Origin of the sequence: Grimontia celer (genome assembly GCF_900055185.1) — a bacterium.
Taxonomy (GTDB): Bacteria; Pseudomonadota; Gammaproteobacteria; order Enterobacterales; family Vibrionaceae; genus Enterovibrio; species Enterovibrio celer.
In genome coordinates this window covers 192,044-211,032 of the sequence record NZ_FIZX01000003.1, presented here as the reverse complement: position 1 = coordinate 211,032, position 18,989 = coordinate 192,044, and the positions used below count along the sequence as shown (strand labels likewise).

Sequence of the window (18,989 nt, the reverse complement as noted above, 5' to 3'; positions counted from 1 at the left end):
CTTTACTTCGGAAAGCCGTGGCTCAAGCCTTCGAGCCACTGGTAACTGTTGCCATGGCCAACGCTGTATCCAGCATGCGGTTGGCAAACCCCCATTCGTTGTCGCACCAAATCAACATTTTTATCAGATGATGATTACTAACTCGTGTCTGCGAACCATCCACGATGGCGCTGTGGGGATCATGGTTGAAGTCTATCGAGACAAGTGGTGCCTCGGTATAGTCGACGATGCCGTTCAATGTACACCGAGCGGCCTCCTCGAGTGATTGATTTACGTCATTAACTTTCACTTTTGTGTGAACAGTAACACTCAAATCCATTGCTGTGACGTTAATTGTTGGCACTCTAACCGAAATCGCTTCAAATTTGTCAGAAAATTTCGGAAAGATTCTTCCAATTCCTAAATGTAATTTGGTGTCGACCGGAATAATAGACTGACTGGCAGCGCGCGTGCGTCGCAAATCTGGGTGATAGGCATCGATCACCTGCTGGTCGTTCATGGAAGAGTGAATCGTGGTAATGGTTCCTGACTCAATCCCAAACTGCTCATCCAATACCTTAATCACAGGCACGATACAGTTGGTGGTGCAGGAACCATTGGAAACAATGCGATCCGTCGGTTTGAGGGTTTCTTCATTCACACCAAAGATGATGGTGTTATCCAGATCGTTACTGCCTGGATGGGAGAACAGCACTTTCTTGGCACCGGCGTCCAAATGCGCCTGACCGTGTTCACGGTTGCCAAACACACCCGTACAGTCGAGCACGATGTCGATGTCCAGATCTCGCCAAGGGAGTAGATTGATATCACTAAGGTGCAGAATGCGGATTTTGTCGTCGCCAACAAACAGGGACTCCTGACTGTTGGTCACTTTCTTGAAAAAGCGGCCATGACTGGAGTCATACTGAAGCAGATGCGCCATGGCATCAGGCTCAGCTAATTCGTTCACCGCAACCACTTCTATCTGGTCGCGTTTGTCACTTTCATACAGCGCGCGGAGCACGCTACGGCCAATGCGGCCAAATCCATTAATTGCGACGCGTAATGCCATATCCCTGCTGATCTGTGTCGTTAATGAAATGCGGCTGACAGTCTATCTCAAGCACGTGAATTTCGCACGCAGAATGTGACTGGTCTCTCATCAATGTTTCTTAAGGATTGGATAAAGAGCGGGAAAGAAAAAACCCGCCAGTTGGCGGGTTTTTGGGTCTTTTTTGTTGCTTATGCCAGCAGTTCTTTTGCTGTCTCAACCACGTTTTCAGTGGTGAAGCCGAACATCTTGAACAGCTCGCCTGCCGGCGCAGATTCACCGAAGGTATGCATGCCGATGATACGACCGTCAAAACCCACGTACTTGTACCAGAAGTCCGCGATACCCGCTTCGATAGCCACACGTGCTGTCACGTCTGATGGCAGTACCGATTCACGGTAAGCCGCATCTTGCTTGTCAAACACATCAGTCGATGGGATTGAAACCACACGAACATTGAAGCCCTGCGCTGACAGTTCAGTGCTTGCTTCAACCGCCAATTCAACCTCTGAACCAGTCGCAATCAGGATAAGTTCTGGTTTGCCAATGCAATCCTTCAGGATGTAACCACCCTTGGCGATGTTTGCTACTTGCTCCGCTGAACGCTCTTGCTGTGCCAGGTTCTGACGCGAGAAAATTAGCGAGCTTGGACCGTCTCTACGCTCAATCGCCAGTTTCCAAGCAACTGCAGACTCTACCTGGTCACATGGGCGCCATGTGCTCATGTTTGGTGTCAGGCGCAGAGAAGCGATTTGCTCAACCGGTTGGTGCGTCGGGCCGTCTTCACCCAGACCGATAGAGTCGTGAGTGTAAACCTGAATGTTCTGCACTTTCATCAGTGCTGCCATACGCATCGCGTTACGCGCGTATTCCATGAACATCAGGAAGGTCGCGCCGTATGGGACGAAACCACCATGCAGAGCGATACCGTTGATGATCGCGGTCATACCGAACTCACGCACACCGTAGTGGATGTAGTTGCCGGAAGCATCTTCACCGGTCAGGGCTTTTGAGCCAGACCACATGGTCAGGTTAGAAGGTGCCAGGTCAGCTGAGCCACCCATGAATTCAGGCAGCATCGCACCAAACGCTTCCAGCGCGTTTTGAGATGCTTTACGTGAAGCAATGTTTGCTGGGTTCGCTTGCAGGTCGGCGATGATTTGGTTGGCTTTTTCTTCCCACTCAGCAGGCAGGTCACCGTTTACACGGCGTTTGAACTCTGCCGCCAGCTCTGGGTGTGCAGCTTCGTACGCAGCCAGCTTTTCGTTCCAAGCCGCTTCTTTTGCTGCGCCCGCTTCTTTCGCGTCCCACCGACCGTAGACGTCAGCCGGGATTTCAAATGCAGGGTGTTCCCAACCCAGGAACTCACGTGCCGCTTTGATTTCGTCAGCGCCCAGTGGTGCACCGTGACAGTCGTGAGAGCCTGCTTTGTTTGGTGAACCGAAACCGATGATGGTTTTGGTACAAATTAGGGTAGGACGACCGGTTTCTGCTTTCGCCGCTTCAATCGCTGCATTAATTGCGTCAGCGTCGTGGCCGTCTACTGCTGGGATAACGTGCCAGCCGTAAGATTCGAAACGCTTGGGTGTGTCGTCAGTGAACCAGCCTTCAACATGACCGTCGATAGAGATGCCGTTGTCATCCCAAAACGCGATCAGTTTGCCCAGACCCAGCGTGCCTGCCAGCGAGCATGCTTCGTGAGAGATACCTTCCATCAGACAGCCGTCACCCAGGAACGCATAAGTGTTGTGGTCAACGATGTCGTGGCCTTCACGGTTGAACTGAGCAGCCAGTGCTCTTTCTGCAATCGCCATACCGACAGCGTTGGTGATACCTTGACCCAGAGGACCAGTGGTCGTTTCTACACCTGGCGCGTAGCCGTACTCAGGGTGGCCCGGCGTTTTCGAGTGCAGTTGACGGAAGTTTTTCAGATCGTCGATAGACAGATCGTAACCGGTCAGGTGCAGCAGAGAGTAGATCAGCATAGAGCCGTGACCGTTTGACAGTACGAAGCGGTCGCGGTCCGCCCACTCAGGGTTTTGTGGGTTGTGGTTCATGTGGTCACGCCACAGGACTTCGGCGATATCTGCCATGCCCATAGGGGCACCTGGGTGACCAGAGTTAGCTTGTTGTACACCGTCCATGCTTAGGGCACGGATCGCGTTTGCTAAAACCTTGCGAGAAGACATGTCTGCTCCTGAGATCATTAGAGGTTTTGAGTTATAGGCAATCCGGCACAATACTTGTTAACCAAGCAGCCAGATTGCTGAATTCGGCGGGCGAGTATTGTCGCAAGAGTCCAGCAGGTCTGCAAACGTTTTACATGGCTGATTTTAGGGGATTCTGTCTGTTCTCAATGGGAAAGTTCTGCATCTATTTGTAACTACAAGATTACGGACGCAAACGATTACTCAATAAAGCAGACAATTTGTGAGGTTGATTTATACGCTGCCCTGCGTAAAATAGACGTCCAGATGGAAAAGCATCTATACTTTTATACGGTCAGACGACCAAAGATGCTTTTACAAACAAAGATTCGGTATCAACCAACATTTATTATTGCTAGGGAAAAGACATGGCTAAACACCTGTTTACTTCTGAGTCAGTATCAGAAGGTCATCCAGACAAAATCGCAGACCAGATTTCAGACGCCGTTCTTGACGCGATTCTGAAGCAGGATCCAAAAGCACGCGTAGCCTGTGAGACTTACGTGAAAACCGGCATGGTGATGGTTGGTGGTGAAATCACAACCTCAGCATGGGTTGATATCGAAGAGCTGACCCGCGAAACCGTTCGCGAAATCGGCTACGTTCACTCTGACATGGGTTTCGACGCAGACTCTTGTGCGATTCTGAACACCATCGGTAAACAGTCTCCTGACATCAACCAAGGTGTTGATAAAACTGACCCTAAAGAGCAGGGCGCGGGCGACCAAGGCATCATGTTCGGTTACGCATGTAACGAAACTGATGTATTGATGCCTGCACCAATCACTTACTCTCACCGTCTGGTTCAACGTCAGGCAGAAGTTCGTAAGAACGGTACGCTACCTTGGCTGCGCCCGGATGCAAAATCTCAGGTCACCTTCCAATACGACCAAGGTAAGATTGTTGGCATCGATGCGGTTGTTCTGTCTACCCAGCACTGTGACAGCATCTCCACGCCAGACCTGCGTGAAGCGGTGATGGAAGAGATCATCAAGCCAGTACTGCCTACAGAGTGGCTGAACAAAGACACCAACTTCTTTATCAACCCAACTGGCCGTTTTGTTATCGGTGGCCCAATGGGTGACTGTGGTCTGACGGGTCGTAAGATCATCGTTGATACCTATGGCGGCGCGGCTCGCCACGGTGGCGGTGCATTCTCCGGTAAAGATCCATCGAAAGTTGACCGCTCTGCTGCATACGCTGCACGCTATGTAGCGAAGAACATCGTTGCTGCAGGCATGGCTGACCGTTGTGAAATCCAATTGTCTTACGCCATCGGTGTTGCGGATCCAACGTCTATCATGGTTGAAACCTTCGGTACCGAGAAAGTGTCTCACGACATCATCATTGAAGCGGTTCGCCAACACTTCGACCTGCGCCCTTACGGCCTGCAGGAAATGCTGAACCTGCTGCAACCTATCTATAAGAAGACAGCAGCCTACGGTCACTTCGGTCGCGAAGAGTTCCCTTGGGAAAAGACCGATAAAGTGGCAGCACTGCGCGATTTCGCTCAAATCAAGTAATCGCAGTCTGAATACGAAAGGGAAGCTCAGGCTTCCCTTTTTTGTTTCTGTTCCCTACCCTGTCGGCTCCTGAATCTAAACTGCCGAACATGAACGAACTCCACTATCGTCTTACTCAACGCGTCAGCGAATGCATCACTCTGGCTAACAAGCAGCTTGGGAGTGAATTTGCGGTGCCTGCAATCCGGTTTGATATTCGTGGGAAAACGGCAGGAATGGCATTGCTTCAACGCTGGCAACTCAGGTTTAACCCGGTATTGCTGGAAGAAAACGTCGAGGCTTTTTTTGACGAAGTGGTGCCGCACGAAATCAGTCACTTGGTTGTCTATGCCCGTTTTGGAAAAGTGCGGCCGCATGGTAAAGAGTGGCAGGCGGTGATGTCACAGGTGTTTGGTGTAATACCCAAAACCACCCACAGCTTTGATGTCAGTTCTGTTCAGGGAAAAACTTTTACCTATCAGTGCGGCTGTGACCATATCGAGCTCTCTATTCGTCGTCACAATAAAGTTCAACGCGAACAGGTTCAATATGTTTGCCGCCGCTGCAAACGGCCTCTTGTCTTCGTCCCTTCTCTTGCATAAGCAACGCTTTACTTATCAATAAACTCTTCAATTAACACTAATTTAGTGCGATTTCGCTCGCAATAGTCTGTAATAATCAAACCACACAATTCCAACACCGAGCGCTAATTACACATGAGAACATTTCTGATGCTGCTTTCGGCACTGATGATCCCTTCGATCACAACAGCAGCCGAGCATCCGCAATCCTTCAGTAAAGCCAAACGCATCGCGCAAAAAATCTATCAGGACTACCCAACTTCGTTTTACTGCGGCTGTGACATTGAATGGCAGGGCAAGAAGGGCGTGCCTGATTTTTCTGAGTGTGGTTATCAAGTTCGCAAACAGGAAAAGCGTGCCAGCCGCATTGAATGGGAGCATGTGGTGCCTGCATGGCAATTTGGCCATCAGCGTCAATGCTGGCAAGACGGTGGGCGCAAGAACTGCACCCTCAATGACGTGGCTTTCAAACTGATGGAAGCTGACCTGCACAATCTGGTTCCCGCCATTGGCGAAGTTAACGGTGACCGCTCGAACTTCCGCTTCTCGCAATGGAATGGCAACGACGGGGCTTTTTATGGTCAGTGCGCGGCGAAGGTGAACTTCAAGCAACGTGTATTTGAGCCGCCAGCACAAAGCCGCGGTGCCATTGCGCGAACCTACAAGTACATGAACCAGCAATATGATTTTCGTCTAGCATCCGCACAGAAAAAGCTGATGGACGCCTGGGACAAAACCTACCCGGTGACCGAGTGGGAATGTGAGCGTGACCGCCGCATCGCCCGAGAGCAAGGCAATCACAACCCATTTGTGCAAGCTTCCTGTGAAAAGACCGGTCTCTGATACTTCAGGGAGCGCGCAACACTACAGCCAATAGGCAGCAGCGTGATACACTGCTGTCTATTGTTATCCAGTCATGAAAACACCATGCGTATCCCAAGAATTTTCCATCCTGAATCCTTACCTGACACTGGCCGCATTGCCCTGAGCGATGACGCTGCCAATCACGTTGGCCGTGTGCTTCGTATGCAGGTGGGTCAGGAAGTATTGCTGTTTGATGGTCACGGCGCAGAGTTCCCTGCCGTGATTGCTGAATCAGGTAAAAAATCTGTCACTGTCGATATCGTTGAGCGTGTTGAACGCAGCATCGAATCACCGCTGGATTTGCACTTGGGCCAGGTCATCAGCCGCGGCGACAAAATGGAGTTCACTATTCAAAAATCGGTAGAGCTAGGTGTCAACATTATTACTCCACTGATCTCTGAACGCTGTGGTGTCAAGCTCAATGCAGATCGCTTCGACAAGAAACTGTATCAATGGCAGAAAATCGCGATTGCAGCCTGTGAGCAATGCGGGCGCAATGTGGTGCCAGAGATTCGTCCTGTAATGTCGCTGGATGAGTGGATGCAGGAAACATTTGACGGGCTGAAACTGAACCTTCACCCGCGCGCAAAATACTCAATCAATACCCTGCCCGAGCCAGTTAGCCGTGTGCGTTTGCTGATTGGCCCTGAAGGCGGTCTGTCATCAGAAGAAATTGAACGAACCCGTGAATTTGGGTTTGAGGAAACATTATTGGGGCCACGTGTTCTGCGCACTGAAACCGCAGCACTGACGGCAATCACTGCCCTGCAGGTTCGCTTTGGCGATCTGGGTTAAAGACGACCTCGGTTAATAAGGATAAATTAATGATCAAACTGGGCGTAGTGATGGATCCAATCGAGTCCATCAACATCAAAAAAGACTCCTCCTTTGCCATGATGCTGGAAGCGCAAAAGCGCGGCTGGGAAATTCATTACATGCAAATGAATGACCTGTCTTTGGAGCAAGGCAAAGCGCTGGCACGCACCAAAATTGTCACGCTTGAAGAAAACCCGGAGAAATGGTTCGAGGTGGTCAGCGAGCAGGAAATCGCGCTGGCCGATCTCGACGCTGTGTTGATGCGTAAAGACCCACCGTTTGATACCGAATACATCTACGCGACCTACATTCTCGAGCGCGCGGAAGTGGAAGGTTGTCTTATCGTCAACAAACCGCAGAGCCTTCGTGACTGTAACGAAAAACTGTTCACTGCCTGGTTCCCAGAGCACACGCCAATCACGCTAGTGACCCGTCGTGCAGACCAAATCAAAGCATTCCAGGAAAAACACGGCGACGTGATCCTGAAACCTTTGGATGGCATGGGTGGCTCGTCTATCTTCCGCGTGAAGCAAGGCGATCCTAACCTGTCAGTGATCATCGAAACCCTGACTGGCCTTGGTAACAATTACTGCATGGCGCAGACGTTTGTGCCAGACATCAGCAACGGCGACAAACGCATTCTGGTGGTGGATGGTGAACCCATGCCTTACTGCCTGGCGCGTATTCCAGCTAAAGGGGAAACCCGAGGCAATCTGGCAGCAGGCGGCCGTGGTGAAGCGCGCCCACTCAGCGACACTGACTGGGCAATTGCCCGTGCAGTGGCACCAACGCTGAAAGAGAAAGGCCTGATCTTCGTGGGTCTGGACATCATTGGTGACAAGCTGACCGAAATTAACGTGACCAGCCCAACGTGTATCCGCGAAATTGAAGCTGCATTTGATATCAATATCAGTGGCAAATTGATGGATGCTATCGAAGCTCGCCTGCAAAAATAACCGCAAGGCAAACCGGGCGAAACTGCTCGCCCGGATCTGACATTCTTCAGCTTACTGCTCATAATGAAAGTAGGCTCATACGCAATGAAGGGCGCAATGTGGAAGACACAGTGAATTTAAAAAATCATTTCTTAGTCGCAATGCCCAGCATGGCTGATGAACGCTTCCAGCACAGTGTCGTTTACATGTGCGAACACAATGAAGACGGGGCCATGGGATTGGTGATCAACCAGCCCATCAACATCTCCATTGCCAAAATGCTGGATCAAATCGAAGTGGAACGCGAGCAGGATGTTACCCATCCAGTGAGCCTTGACCAGCCCGTGCTATTTGGCGGTCCAGTTTCGGAAGATCGCGGCTTTGTATTGCATAAAAATCCCAAGCTTTTTGGCTCCAGCATTCAGTTATCTGATGAGCTGACGGTGACAACATCCAAAGACATTCTGAGTACCCTTGGGACTAACGAAGAGCCAGCCCAGTTTATTGTCGCCCTCGGCTACGCGGGTTGGGATGCGGGTCAACTTGAGCAGGAATTGGCAGAAAACAGCTGGCTCACAATTGAAGCCGACCCAAAAGTGATTTTCGATACTCCCATCAACGAGCGCTGGGAAAAAGCTCTCAAACAAATGGGCATAGACGCCTTGAACCTGTCCACAGACGTTGGACACGCATAAGAGTTTTCCATGAGTAACATTCAAACAGTGCTGGGCTTTGATTACGGCACAAAAAGCATCGGTGTGGCCATCGGTCAGGCTATTACCGGCACCGCCCGTCCGCTCAAAGCTCTCAAAGCAAAAGACGGCATCCCTAGCTGGGAAAACATTGAAGCCATTTTGAAAGAATGGACACCGGACCTGGTCGTCGTGGGTTTACCCTTGGATTTACACGGCGGCGAATTGGAAGCCATTACGCCTCGCGCCCGTAAATTTGCCAACCGCCTTAAAGGCCGTTTCGGTGTGAATGTGGAGCTGCATGACGAGCGTTTGACTACCACAGAAGCACGCTCTTCGCTGTTTGAGTATGGCGGCTATAAAGCCTTGGGGAAAGGTGAAATAGACAGCCAGTCAGCAGTCATCATTGTCGAGAGCTGGTTTGAAAATCAATACGGTGAATAAAAGAAAAGCGCCCTGAGGCGCTTTTCTTTTCTCTGTGAAGGCCAACTTTCTTTACTGCCCCTCAATACTGACATTCGCCAGCGACAAACTGCTGGATGACTGTTCCGCCATCTTCATCATGAGTTTGAGATCATTGCGCGAGTCCGCATGATGAAGCGCTTCGTCTTTCGACACTTTGCCCATCTGGAAAAGCTCAAACAAGGATTGGTCAAAGGTACACATTCCCGCATTCTTGCCTTTGCGGATCGTTTCTTTCAGCTCATGCAGCTCACCACGGCGAATCAGATCCGACACATGAGAGGTATTGAGCAGAAGTTCGTATGCGCCATGACGGCCGATGCCACTGACATCTGGCACCAGTTGCTGAGCCAGAATACCGCGAAGGTTGAGCGACAAATCAAACAGGAACTGCTCGCGACGCTCTTTAGGCACCAGATGCAACACCCTTTCCAGTGCCTGATTGGCGTTGTTGGCGTGTAAGGTTGCGATACAAAGGTGACCGGTTTCAGCAAACTGCATGGCGTATTCCATGGTTTCCTGGGTTCGAATTTCGCCAATCATGATCATATCCGGCGCCTGACGTAGCGAGTTTTTCAGCGCCACTTCGTAGCTGTCAGTATCAATACCGATTTCACGCTGGGTCACGATGCATTTGTCATGCGGGTGGATAAACTCAATCGGGTCTTCCACCGTCAGGATATGGCCGCTGCGGTGTCGGTTGCGGAACCCCACCATCGCTGCCATCGAGGTTGATTTCCCCGAACCTGTTGCACCGACAATCAGCACCAGACCACGCTTGGCTATCGACAAATCCTGAATCACATCAGGTAAACCCAGCGAGTAAATATCAGGGATTTGGGTTTCAATGCGGCGAAGTACCATAGCCGGTAAGTCACGCTGCCAGAACGCACTAACACGGAAGCGTCCATTTTCAGTGACTAAAGCAAAGTTCGCTTCACGGTCGGCATAAAACTTCTGCTCGGTTTCGGTATCCATGGCCTCAGTGACCAGCGCTTTGACACCTTCTAAGTCGAGCTTTCCAGCCACTGGTTTTAGGCTACCATCGACACGCAACATACAAGGCGCATCAACCGTGATGTAACAATCCGACGCTTTCTGCGCCAGCATCTTATCCAGCAGTTCTTGGAGCGTGTTCTGCATGGTTAGAAGCCCATCCCTGCGTTATCCAGTGCTTTGTTTGCTTCAGCCGTGTCCACCAGCCCTTGCATGGTGAGGTTACGAAGTGACTGTTCCATCGTCAGCATGCCAAGGCCTGATCCGGTTTGAATCATCGAATACATCTGGGCAATCTTGTCTTCACGGATAAGGTTTCGAATCGCCGGTGTCGCAATCATCACTTCGTGGGCAGCGATACGACCGCCGGAAATCTGCTTCACCAGTTTTTGCGACACCACCGCACGCAGCGATTCAGACAGCATGGAGCGCACCATCGGCTTATCCGCCCCCGGGAAGACATCGATAATACGGTCGATGGTTTTTGCTGCGCTGGAGGTGTGCAGCGTACCAAAGACCAAGTGACCGGTTTCTGCTGCCGTCAACGCAAGGCTAATAGTTTCCTTGTCACGAAGCTCACCGACCAGAATCACGTCCGGGTCTTCACGCAGCGCCGAGCGGAGCGCATTGTTGAACGAATGGGTATCACGGTGCACTTCGCGCTGGTTGATCAAACAGTTTTTCTGCTCATGGACAAATTCAATAGGGTCTTCGATGGTCAATACGTGACGATGCTGACTGCTGTTAATCTTGTCGATCATCGCGGCCAGCGTGGTCGACTTACCTGAGCCTGTCGGCCCGGTGACCAGTACCAGACCTTTCTGATACTCGGTAAATTGCTGGAACACTGCAGGCGCGTTAATCGCATCAAGTGTCGGAATTTTCGAAGGAATGCTGCGAAACACCGCGGCACAACCACGGGATTGATGAAACGCATTCACACGGAAACGGCCGACAGAGGCCAGTTCAAAAGAGAAGTCGACTTCGAGGTTTTGTTCAAACTCGCGCTGCTGAGCATCGTTCATGATATCGAAAATAAGACGGTGCACCGCATTGTGGTCTAGCGGAGGCAGGCTAAGCTTGCGGACATCACCATCTACGCGGACCATTGGGGGAACCCCAGCTGAAAGATGTAGATCTGAAGCGTTATGCTTTACACTAAAGTCCAGTAATTCAGTAATATCCATTAACTCGTTTCCTCGCAGAATCTAACATGTGTAGTATCAAACAAAACCTAGAACAGGTCACCAGCCAAATAGACAGTGCCGCACAAAAATGCGGGAGAGACGCCTCTGGCGTGCAATTACTCGCTGTCAGCAAAACCAAACCCATTGAAGCCATCGCAGACGCCGTGGAAGCAGGTCACACCTTGTTCGGCGAAAACTATGTGCAGGAGGGTGTCGAAAAAATCACCCACTTCAACGTGATTCACCCCAATCTTGAATGGCACTTTATTGGCCCTATCCAGTCCAATAAAACTCGTTCGATTGCTGAGCACTTCGATTGGGTTCACTCGATTGACCGCAGCAAGATTGCGCAACGCCTGAGCGATCAGCGTCCGGATGAATCAGCGCCACTTCAGGTGCTTATTCAGGTCAACACCAGCGGTGAGATCTCTAAATCCGGCACCGGATTTGAAGAAGTGAAAACGCTGGCAGATGAAATCGATGCATTGCCAAACCTGACCCTTCGCGGCCTGATGTGCATTCCACAGCCGGAAGACGATCACCAGAAACAGCTCGAGGCCTTCGCGCCACTGTCCGCGCTGTTTGAAGAAATGAAAGTAGGTCGCCCCCAATTTAATACCCTGTCTATGGGTATGAGTGGCGACATGGATGCAGCGATTGCTTCCGGCAGCACTATGGTGCGTATCGGCACCGCGATTTTCGGTGCGCGTGATTACAGCAATCGCAAGTGACAGAACACTCGCGGCGGTGACGCCGCCTAAACAAAGGAATTAAGATTGATGGAACAACGCACAATCGCCTTTATCGGTGCCGGCAACATGGCACGCTCGATCATTGCTGGCCTTATTGAGGCTGGCTATCCAGCAGATAAAATCACAGCTGTTAACCGTACACCAGAAAAAAGCGCCGCGTTTCGTGAAACCTTTGGCATCAATGCCAGTGAAGACGGTATTGAAAGCGCGAAGCAAGCCGATGTTGTCGTGCTTGGCGTTAAACCACAAGGCATGGAAGAGCTCCTAGCCAGCATGCAAGATGTTGACTGGTCGAATAAACTCGCGATTTCTATCGCTGCCGGCATATCAGTATCACGTCTGAGCGAAATGGCTGGCACACCGCTCAACCTTGTTCGTGTGATGCCAAACACACCTTCATTGGTTGGTGAAGGAATGAGTGGCCTTTATGCGCCAGACTCTGTATCTGATGCTGACCGACAATTCTCAGGCGAACTGTTAAGCGCCGTTGGAAAAGTCTGCTGGGTGAACGAAGAATCTGGCATCAATGGTGTCATTGCCGCAGCCGGCAGTGCACCTGCCTATTTCTTCCTGTTCATGGAAGCCATGCAGAAAGAAGCAGAGCGTCAGGGATTTGATACACAAACCGCACGAGAGCTTGTTCAGCAAGCGGCGCTCGGCGCGGCTAAAATGGTGGTTGCCAACCCGGACATTGAACTGGCAACCTTAAGAGAACAAGTCACGTCCAAAGGCGGCACTACCGCTGAGGCACTGAACGTATTTAATAACAAACAACTCACGGAAACGGTCTCTGAAGCCATGCAGGCTGCAGTGCGCCGCGCCGAAGAGATGGAATCGCTATTTTAGGGCTATTTTATGAACTCGATGAATTTTCTCGTTTCAACACTGTTCGATCTATACATCATGGTGGTGTTGCTTCGGGTCTGGTTGCAGTGGGCACGCGCTGACTTCTACAACCCATTCAGCCAATTTGTGGTGAAAGCTACCCAGCCAGTGGTTTCACCGCTGCGCCGCATCATTCCTTCCATCGGAAGCTTGGATTTAGCGACTGTATTGTTTGCTTACTTGCTGTGTGTAGCGAAGTTCTTCACCCTGCAATTGGTCGGTTCAGGCACCTTGGTGTTTGATTCCAGCTACTTCCTGATTGGTTTAGTGGCATTAGTGAAAGCCGCAGGTGGACTGCTGTTTTGGGTACTGATCCTTCGCGCAATTCTGAGCTGGGTGAGCCAAGGCCGCAGCCCAATTGAATATGTGATGGTGCAGCTTACTGAGCCACTGGTCGCGCCAATTCGCCGCGTGATCCCACCACTGGGCGGTCTGGATCTCAGTATCCTGTTCCTGTTCATCGCGCTGCAGTTCCTGAACTTCTTTATCGGCGATCTGCTGAGCCCCTACTTCGGCAATCTGTGGTTCGTGCTGTAAGTCATAGTCATGACCGCACCACGCCCGGCCTGGCTGGATAACGATGACCTTATCTTAAGGCTCTATATCCAGCCCAAGGCCAGCAGGGACCAATGGATGGGGCAACACGGCGAGGAAATTAAACTCGCCATCACCGCCCCGCCTGTTGATGGCAAAGCCAACGCCCATCTCACCAAATTCCTGTCGAAACAGTTCAAAGTGGTCAAAGGCCAGATTGATATCGAAAAAGGTGAGCTTGGCAGACATAAGCAGGTTCGCATTCACAGCCCTTCGCTTTGTCCCGATGCCATCGGTGATCTGATCCCTGCACTTAAGCAGTAATTAAAAGGTGCGTCCTTTCCTGGGCTACTAAGCAAATGGTCTTAGACGACGAAGCAAATGGACGCACTGGTTTCACCTGACAAGGATATCCGCAATGAAACGTTTCGTTCTCCCGCTGATAAGCGCACTGATGCTGCTCTCCCCGTTCGCACACGCTGGTCAGTCTAAAGACATTGGCACACTGGAAGTGCATTACTCGGCGTTTAACTCAACGTTTATTACCCCAAAAGTTGCTAAGGCCTATGACCTGAAACGCAGTGGTGTGAATGCCATCCTGAATATCGCCATTTTAGATAAAGCGCAGGCAGGAAAACCGGCACTCACAGCAACACTGACCGGCGAAGCGCGCAATCTTCTAGGCAACAAAAAGCCACTGACCTTCCGCGAAGTGCGTGAAGGAGATGCGATTTACTATCTGGCAGAGCTTCGGTTTGCCAACGAAGAAAATTACGCCTTCACTATTGATATCAGCGCTGAAGGAAACCGCAGCGGAAAACTCACCTTTAACCAGACGTTTTACGCTGACTGACCCCTGTTTATTCAGGTATCATGGCGCCCCATTGCGGCGCCTTTTTTTGGTTTTCGATTCGCGGCCGCCCCCAAATTCAGGAGAGAACAATGAGCAAAGTGGTTCTGGCAACAGGTAACGCTGGCAAAGTCAAAGAGATGGCTGATCTGCTACAGAATTTCGGTCTGGAAGTGTTTGCACAAAGTGAGTTCGCGGTAAAAGACGCCGACGAAACCGGCACCACCTTCATTGAAAACGCCATCATCAAAGCGCGCCATGCAGCAAAAGAAACTGGCCTGCCAGCAATCGCTGATGATTCTGGTCTGGAAGTGGATTACCTCAACGGTGCGCCGGGTGTTTACAGCGCGCGTTATGCCGGCGAAGGAAAAGGCGATCAAGCGAATCTGGAAAAGCTGCTGGAAAACATGGCAGACGCACCGGATGACAAACGCACCGCGCGTTTCCATTGTGTGCTGGTTTATATGCGCCATGCCAACGACCCAACACCACTGGTTTGCCACGGCAAATTCGAAGGCACCATCGCTCGTGAAGCGTCTGGGTCACACGGCTTTGGTTACGACCCAGTGTTCTACGTCGAAGAGCATGGCTGCACGCTCGCAAACATTGAGCCTGCCGTTAAAAAGCAAATCTCGCACCGCGGTCAGGCGCTGAAGAAGCTGTTTGCTGCGATGAGCGAAGAGAAGAAGTAATCCCCGATGGCGGTTCACATTCCCCTGAGCCTTTATGTTCACATCCCCTGGTGTGTGCAAAAGTGCCCGTACTGCGATTTCAACTCCCACACGCTGAAAGGCGAGGTGCCGGAGCGCTACTACATTGATGCCCTGTTGGATGATTTGAGAAAAGACCTCAACCGTTTCAAAGGGGTGAGTGGCCGCGAGCTGCATTCCATCTTCATAGGTGGCGGCACACCGAGCCTGATGTCACCGGAAGAGATCACTCGCTTGCTGCAAGGCATCGAAGCGCAGATCCCGTTTGATGATGACATTGAAATCACCATGGAAGCCAACCCCGGTACTGTGGAAGCTGACAAGTTCGTTGCTTATCGCAAAGCTGGTGTGAACCGCATATCGATTGGCGTGCAGAGCTTTGATAACCAAAAGCTCGCCCGTCTTGGGCGCATTCACGGCGCGGATGAAGCCAAACGTGCTGCCAATCTGGCGCATGAAGCTGGACTCAACAGCTTTAACCTCGATCTGATGCATGGTCTTCCTGATCAAACACTCGAAGGCGCGCTGGATGACCTCAAACAGGCGATTGCGCTCAACCCACCTCACCTTTCTTGGTATCAGCTCACCATCGAGCCGAACACCCAGTATTACTCCAAGCCGCCCACACTGCCGGATGATGACGACCTTTGGGACATATTCGAACAAGGCCACAAACTGCTGTCTGATGCCGGGTATGTTCAGTATGAAACCTCTGGCTACAGCAAGCCGGGATTCCAGTGCCGGCATAACCTCAACTACTGGCGTTTTGGTGATTATCTGGGTATTGGTTGCGGGGCTCATGGAAAAGTTACTTTAGATAACAATACCGTACAGCGAACAGTAAAAGTGAAACATCCGCGCGGATATCTCGATCCTGAGAAAGATTACCTCAGCGAATTGCATATAGTGGAGGCAGATGAACTGCCGTTCGAGTTCTTCATGAACCGATTCCGACTGGTAGAGTCCTGTCCGAAGGCCGATTACCCGGCAAGAACCGGACTGTCACTCGACACTGTGGAGACGCCGCTGCGACATGCAATTAAGGAAGGCTTGCTGACAGACACTAACACCCACTGGCAAGTCACAGAGAAAGGGCGATTGTTCCTGAACGATCTACTCGCAGGGTTCATCAACGAGTAGGCAGCAATGCGACGCTGCCTTTTGTTCTCGAAAGCAAAGGACAGCGTTGTAGATGAAGAAGTATCTGATTGCCCTTGGCGTGATAGCGAGCTTTCCCTCCCTCGCACTAGCGCAACAAAATGACTTATATACCGCTCTGCCAGATTGGGTAGAGCCTATTTCCCAAATCCCCGAACTCGACAAGAGCGCCCACTTCTACGATCAACAATTTTTGATTGTGGACAGACAGCTAAATCTCGTCGTGCCCAACCCCGTCGAATATAAACGCTACACCAGCAAAGTGGTCTCGATTGAAGGTGTTGAGTCCGGCTCCCAGATCTCAATTGACTTCGATCCTTCCTATCAGAAAGTCGCGATTCACCGCCTCGAACTGGTGCGGGACGGTAAAGTACTGGATCGAAAAGAAACCGCTCAGATCGACCGCTTCAAACGGGAAGTGGAACTGGATTCCCTGCTCTACAACGGTGATGAAACCCTGCATATCGTGCTTGATGATGTTCAGGTAGGTGATGTGATTGATGTCAGCTACACCATTACTGGATTTAATCCCGTGTTTGGTGAACGACGTGAGTGGTACATAAAAACCGGCTGGGCGAGCACAGTAGCGCTGGTGAATGCGCGGATTCTGGCCCCTTCAGACAGTGGCATTTCCGTCACCAATCTGGACGGTAAAGGACAGGGCGATTTCCGCCAGACCCGCGACGATGGCATCACGACTTTCACCTACCGACAAGCTAATGGTTTGTATGACTTCGACGAACCTGAACAGCCGCGCTGGTACAACCCATATCCTTATCTTCATGTTTCGAGCTATACAGATTGGAAAGATGTGGTGAGCTGGGCGCTGCCGCTTTATCAAGCCACGCCGGACGACGACGAAGTTCAGGCATTGGTCAAAGATATCCAGCAAACGTACCCAGATTCACAGGAAAAGCAGGCCGTTGCTGCGATTCACTACGTGCAAAACAACATCCGCTACCTCGGCATTGAAAATGGCATTGGCTCGCACAAGCCGCGCCCGCCTGCACAAATCATTTCCCAGGGCTATGGCGATTGCAAAGACAAAGCCTTGCTGCTGGTGTCTATGCTGGAAGCGATGGGCGTTGAAGCTTATCCCGCGCTGGTCGACACTTTCTGGCGCGATCAATTGGCCCATCAACCTGCCGCTCCATTCAGCTTTAACCATGTCATTGTGGCGCTAAAGAAAGAAGGCGAATGGATTTGGATTGATGCAACCCGTACCCATCAGGGGAACCGACTCGACACTCTTGCCCAGTCAAGACTCGGGTATGGCCTGATACTCCAACCAGACAGCAACGATCTCACCAAGATGTCCTCACAGGAAGTCCCAGTAACTCAGGACATCGAGCAGCGTTATGTCGTCAATCATGCTCACGCGGAAAGCTATCTGGCAGTAAAAACCACTTATCGCGGATTAGAAGCCGAACGCTGGCGTCGTTACCTCGAATCCAAACCGCTTCGCGAGCTGGGTGAGGAATATGCCAACTACTATGCAGGGTTCTTCAGTGGTCTCGATTTCCTGCGTCCATTGTCAGTCAGCGACGATAAAGATCTGAATGAGCTAACGCTCAATGAAGCGTACGTGATTGACGATCTTTGGTCGAAGACTGAAGACACTTATTCTTTCGTGATCTCTGGCGACATTGTCGACGATTACCTGACCAAACCCGATCTCATCCGTCGCAAAACTCCATTCCGCTTTGGTACTGATGGCGCCGTGCGTCAAAAAATCAAACTGAGCCTTCCTGAAAACTGGAACATAGAGCAATCCGAAAGCACAGTGAATAATCCATTTTTCGAATTCAAAAGCTCACTGAAGACCGTGGCCGAACCCGGTGAGGTTTTGCTGGATAAAACCTACGTGGAAGCGGATTATTACTACCGTGCCAAAACCCGACATGTAGAAGCCAAAGAGCTTCGCCAGTACATGAGACATGTGGATGACGCATGGCAAAACGTGGACTACGAGTTTACCTATAAACCGTAATGAGGCAGGACAGCAGAAACAAAAACGGCGTGGAAGTCCGCGCCGTTTTTTCAAGAAGAGAAAACTATCTAACGGTAACTGTCTTCCAGCCCTTCAACGCCGGGATAAGCTCAGAAATTTCTGATTCCCGCTCTTGCCAAACACCAAGACGAGAGCACAGCTCCTGTCTTACCTCTACAGTACGATTGCGCTGCACGCGGACTTCATTGGCGAGCTTATCCTGAAGCGTCGCCATCTTCTTGGAGATGAACTCCATTCGGTTGTTCTGGCCTGCACTGAGCGCTGCAATGTCCATCAGTCCACGACTTGAAACAGTCGCAATTAACTGAGGAAGGCTGGCCTCAAGTTCACGCACTGCATGTGTCAGCGCTTTGTGATTCAGCTGTGGCGAATGATCTTCCCCGTAGAAAGAAGCAACGACACTGCGCTGCAAGTGTTGGTGGAATTGCCCAAACTCACCACGAAGGCTGCTTTGCTCACCAAGCTCTGCGGCCAACACACCATCAAGCGCACGCCAGGAGGTTTGCAGCTCATCAGATAGCGATTTACTGAAATAAGGTAAATCAGCACGCACTCTTTCACTGTAAGCAGTCAAAGACGCTTTCTGAGCATCAGACAGGCTAACACGGTGCACGTCGACATAGAGGTTACCATTGGGCTCGATGCGGAACCTGTTGTTGTTCTGCTCGATAAGAATACTGTTGGATTTGATTTCAATATCGCCGTGCAGCTCCGGACGGCAGCTCTCTGCAGCAGCGAAAAACGGCAGCATTGCCATAAAAAAGCAAGATACTTTCAGCATATTTGTCAGACTCACAATTCCCATAAACCTTCTCCG

General features: G+C 51.0%; 20 protein-coding genes. 15 read left to right on the top strand and 5 right to left on the bottom strand.

Annotated elements, in window-relative coordinates:
• Window positions 1-22: 22 nt before the first annotated feature.
• Together epd and tkt are read right to left on the bottom strand one after the other, a co-directional pair.
• On the bottom strand, window positions 23-1,051 hold the full coding sequence (gene epd / locus GCE9029_RS19575) for an erythrose-4-phosphate dehydrogenase (protein WP_002537498.1): 1,029 nt from the start codon (window positions 1,049-1,051) through the stop codon (window positions 23-25).
• 170 nt (window positions 1,052-1,221) lie between these two features.
• The gene (tkt, locus tag GCE9029_RS19570; protein WP_062666147.1) at window positions 1,222-3,219 is read right to left on the bottom strand and encodes a transketolase; all 1,998 of its coding nucleotides are present in this window, start codon (window positions 3,217-3,219) and stop codon (window positions 1,222-1,224) included.
• A gap of 386 nt (window positions 3,220-3,605) precedes the next feature.
• On the opposite strand from tkt, the gene metK reads away from it, so the two are divergent.
• From metK to ruvX, 7 genes are all read left to right on the top strand, one after another.
• Window positions 3,606-4,760 (top strand): methionine adenosyltransferase, encoded by a 1,155-nt coding sequence (gene metK, locus GCE9029_RS19565; protein WP_062666145.1) that lies wholly within the window; start codon window positions 3,606-3,608, stop codon window positions 4,758-4,760.
• A gap of 89 nt (window positions 4,761-4,849) precedes the next feature.
• Window positions 4,850-5,341 carry a SprT family zinc-dependent metalloprotease gene (locus GCE9029_RS19560; protein ID WP_062666332.1) on the top strand — a complete coding sequence of 164 codons (492 nt, stop codon included), beginning with the start codon at window positions 4,850-4,852 and terminating at the stop codon, window positions 5,339-5,341.
• 114 nt (window positions 5,342-5,455) lie between these two features.
• The gene (locus tag GCE9029_RS19555) at window positions 5,456-6,163 is read left to right on the top strand and encodes an endonuclease (protein ID WP_062666143.1); all 708 of its coding nucleotides are present in this window, start codon (window positions 5,456-5,458) and stop codon (window positions 6,161-6,163) included.
• 84 nt (window positions 6,164-6,247) lie between these two features.
• Window positions 6,248-6,979, top strand: coding sequence for a 16S rRNA (uracil(1498)-N(3))-methyltransferase (rsmE, locus tag GCE9029_RS19550; RefSeq protein ID WP_062666141.1), 732 nt, complete (start codon window positions 6,248-6,250; stop codon window positions 6,977-6,979).
• 29 nt (window positions 6,980-7,008) lie between these two features.
• On the top strand, window positions 7,009-7,956 hold the full coding sequence (gene gshB / locus GCE9029_RS19545; RefSeq protein WP_002537492.1) for a glutathione synthase: 948 nt from the start codon (window positions 7,009-7,011) through the stop codon (window positions 7,954-7,956).
• Window positions 7,957-8,066: 110 nt separating this feature from the next.
• Window positions 8,067-8,630 (top strand): YqgE/AlgH family protein, encoded by a 564-nt coding sequence (locus tag GCE9029_RS19540; protein ID WP_062666330.1) that lies wholly within the window; start codon window positions 8,067-8,069, stop codon window positions 8,628-8,630.
• A gap of 9 nt (window positions 8,631-8,639) precedes the next feature.
• Entirely contained in the window at window positions 8,640-9,071 is a 432-nt protein-coding gene (ruvX, locus tag GCE9029_RS19535; protein ID WP_062666139.1) for a Holliday junction resolvase RuvX, read from the top strand.
• 51 nt (window positions 9,072-9,122) lie between these two features.
• On the opposite strand, the gene GCE9029_RS19530 is transcribed toward ruvX, so the two are convergent.
• A complete protein-coding gene (locus GCE9029_RS19530) occupies window positions 9,123-10,232 on the bottom strand; it encodes a PilT/PilU family type 4a pilus ATPase (protein WP_062666137.1) in 1,110 nt (369 codons plus the stop codon).
• 2 nt (window positions 10,233-10,234) lie between these two features.
• The gene (locus tag GCE9029_RS19525) at window positions 10,235-11,272 is read right to left on the bottom strand and encodes a type IV pilus twitching motility protein PilT (RefSeq protein ID WP_039849741.1); all 1,038 of its coding nucleotides are present in this window, start codon (window positions 11,270-11,272) and stop codon (window positions 10,235-10,237) included.
• Window positions 11,273-11,298: 26 nt separating this feature from the next.
• Between GCE9029_RS19525 and GCE9029_RS19520 the strand changes: the two genes are divergently transcribed.
• From GCE9029_RS19520 to GCE9029_RS19485, 8 genes are all read left to right on the top strand, one after another.
• Window positions 11,299-12,003, top strand: coding sequence for a YggS family pyridoxal phosphate-dependent enzyme (locus tag GCE9029_RS19520; RefSeq protein ID WP_062666135.1), 705 nt, complete (start codon window positions 11,299-11,301; stop codon window positions 12,001-12,003).
• Between the two features lie 48 nt (window positions 12,004-12,051).
• On the top strand, window positions 12,052-12,870 hold the full coding sequence (gene proC / locus GCE9029_RS19515; protein WP_062666133.1) for a pyrroline-5-carboxylate reductase: 819 nt from the start codon (window positions 12,052-12,054) through the stop codon (window positions 12,868-12,870).
• 9 nt (window positions 12,871-12,879) lie between these two features.
• The gene (locus GCE9029_RS19510) at window positions 12,880-13,446 is read left to right on the top strand and encodes a YggT family protein (RefSeq protein ID WP_046304353.1); all 567 of its coding nucleotides are present in this window, start codon (window positions 12,880-12,882) and stop codon (window positions 13,444-13,446) included.
• Between the two features lie 9 nt (window positions 13,447-13,455).
• A complete protein-coding gene (yggU, locus tag GCE9029_RS19505; protein ID WP_062666131.1) occupies window positions 13,456-13,767 on the top strand; it encodes a DUF167 family protein YggU in 312 nt (103 codons plus the stop codon).
• A 94-nt stretch (window positions 13,768-13,861) separates the two neighbouring features.
• A complete protein-coding gene (locus GCE9029_RS19500; RefSeq protein ID WP_062666129.1) occupies window positions 13,862-14,296 on the top strand; it encodes a DUF4426 domain-containing protein in 435 nt (144 codons plus the stop codon).
• Window positions 14,297-14,385: 89 nt separating this feature from the next.
• Window positions 14,386-14,985: an XTP/dITP diphosphatase gene (locus tag GCE9029_RS19495; RefSeq protein ID WP_062666127.1), complete on the top strand. Its 600-nt coding sequence runs from the start codon at window positions 14,386-14,388 to the stop codon at window positions 14,983-14,985.
• Window positions 14,986-14,991: 6 nt separating this feature from the next.
• Complete coding sequence (gene hemW / locus GCE9029_RS19490; RefSeq protein WP_062666125.1) at window positions 14,992-16,143, top strand: radical SAM family heme chaperone HemW; 1,152 nt, start codon at window positions 14,992-14,994, stop codon at window positions 16,141-16,143.
• A 52-nt stretch (window positions 16,144-16,195) separates the two neighbouring features.
• On the top strand, window positions 16,196-18,151 hold the full coding sequence (locus GCE9029_RS19485) for a DUF3857 domain-containing transglutaminase family protein (protein WP_062666123.1): 1,956 nt from the start codon (window positions 16,196-16,198) through the stop codon (window positions 18,149-18,151).
• Window positions 18,152-18,215: 64 nt separating this feature from the next.
• Here the strand turns inward: GCE9029_RS19485 and GCE9029_RS19480 are convergent, their stop codons facing one another.
• Window positions 18,216-18,977, bottom strand: coding sequence for a DUF2884 family protein (locus GCE9029_RS19480; RefSeq protein WP_062666122.1), 762 nt, complete (start codon window positions 18,975-18,977; stop codon window positions 18,216-18,218).
• Between the last annotated feature and the right edge of the window lie 12 nt (window positions 18,978-18,989).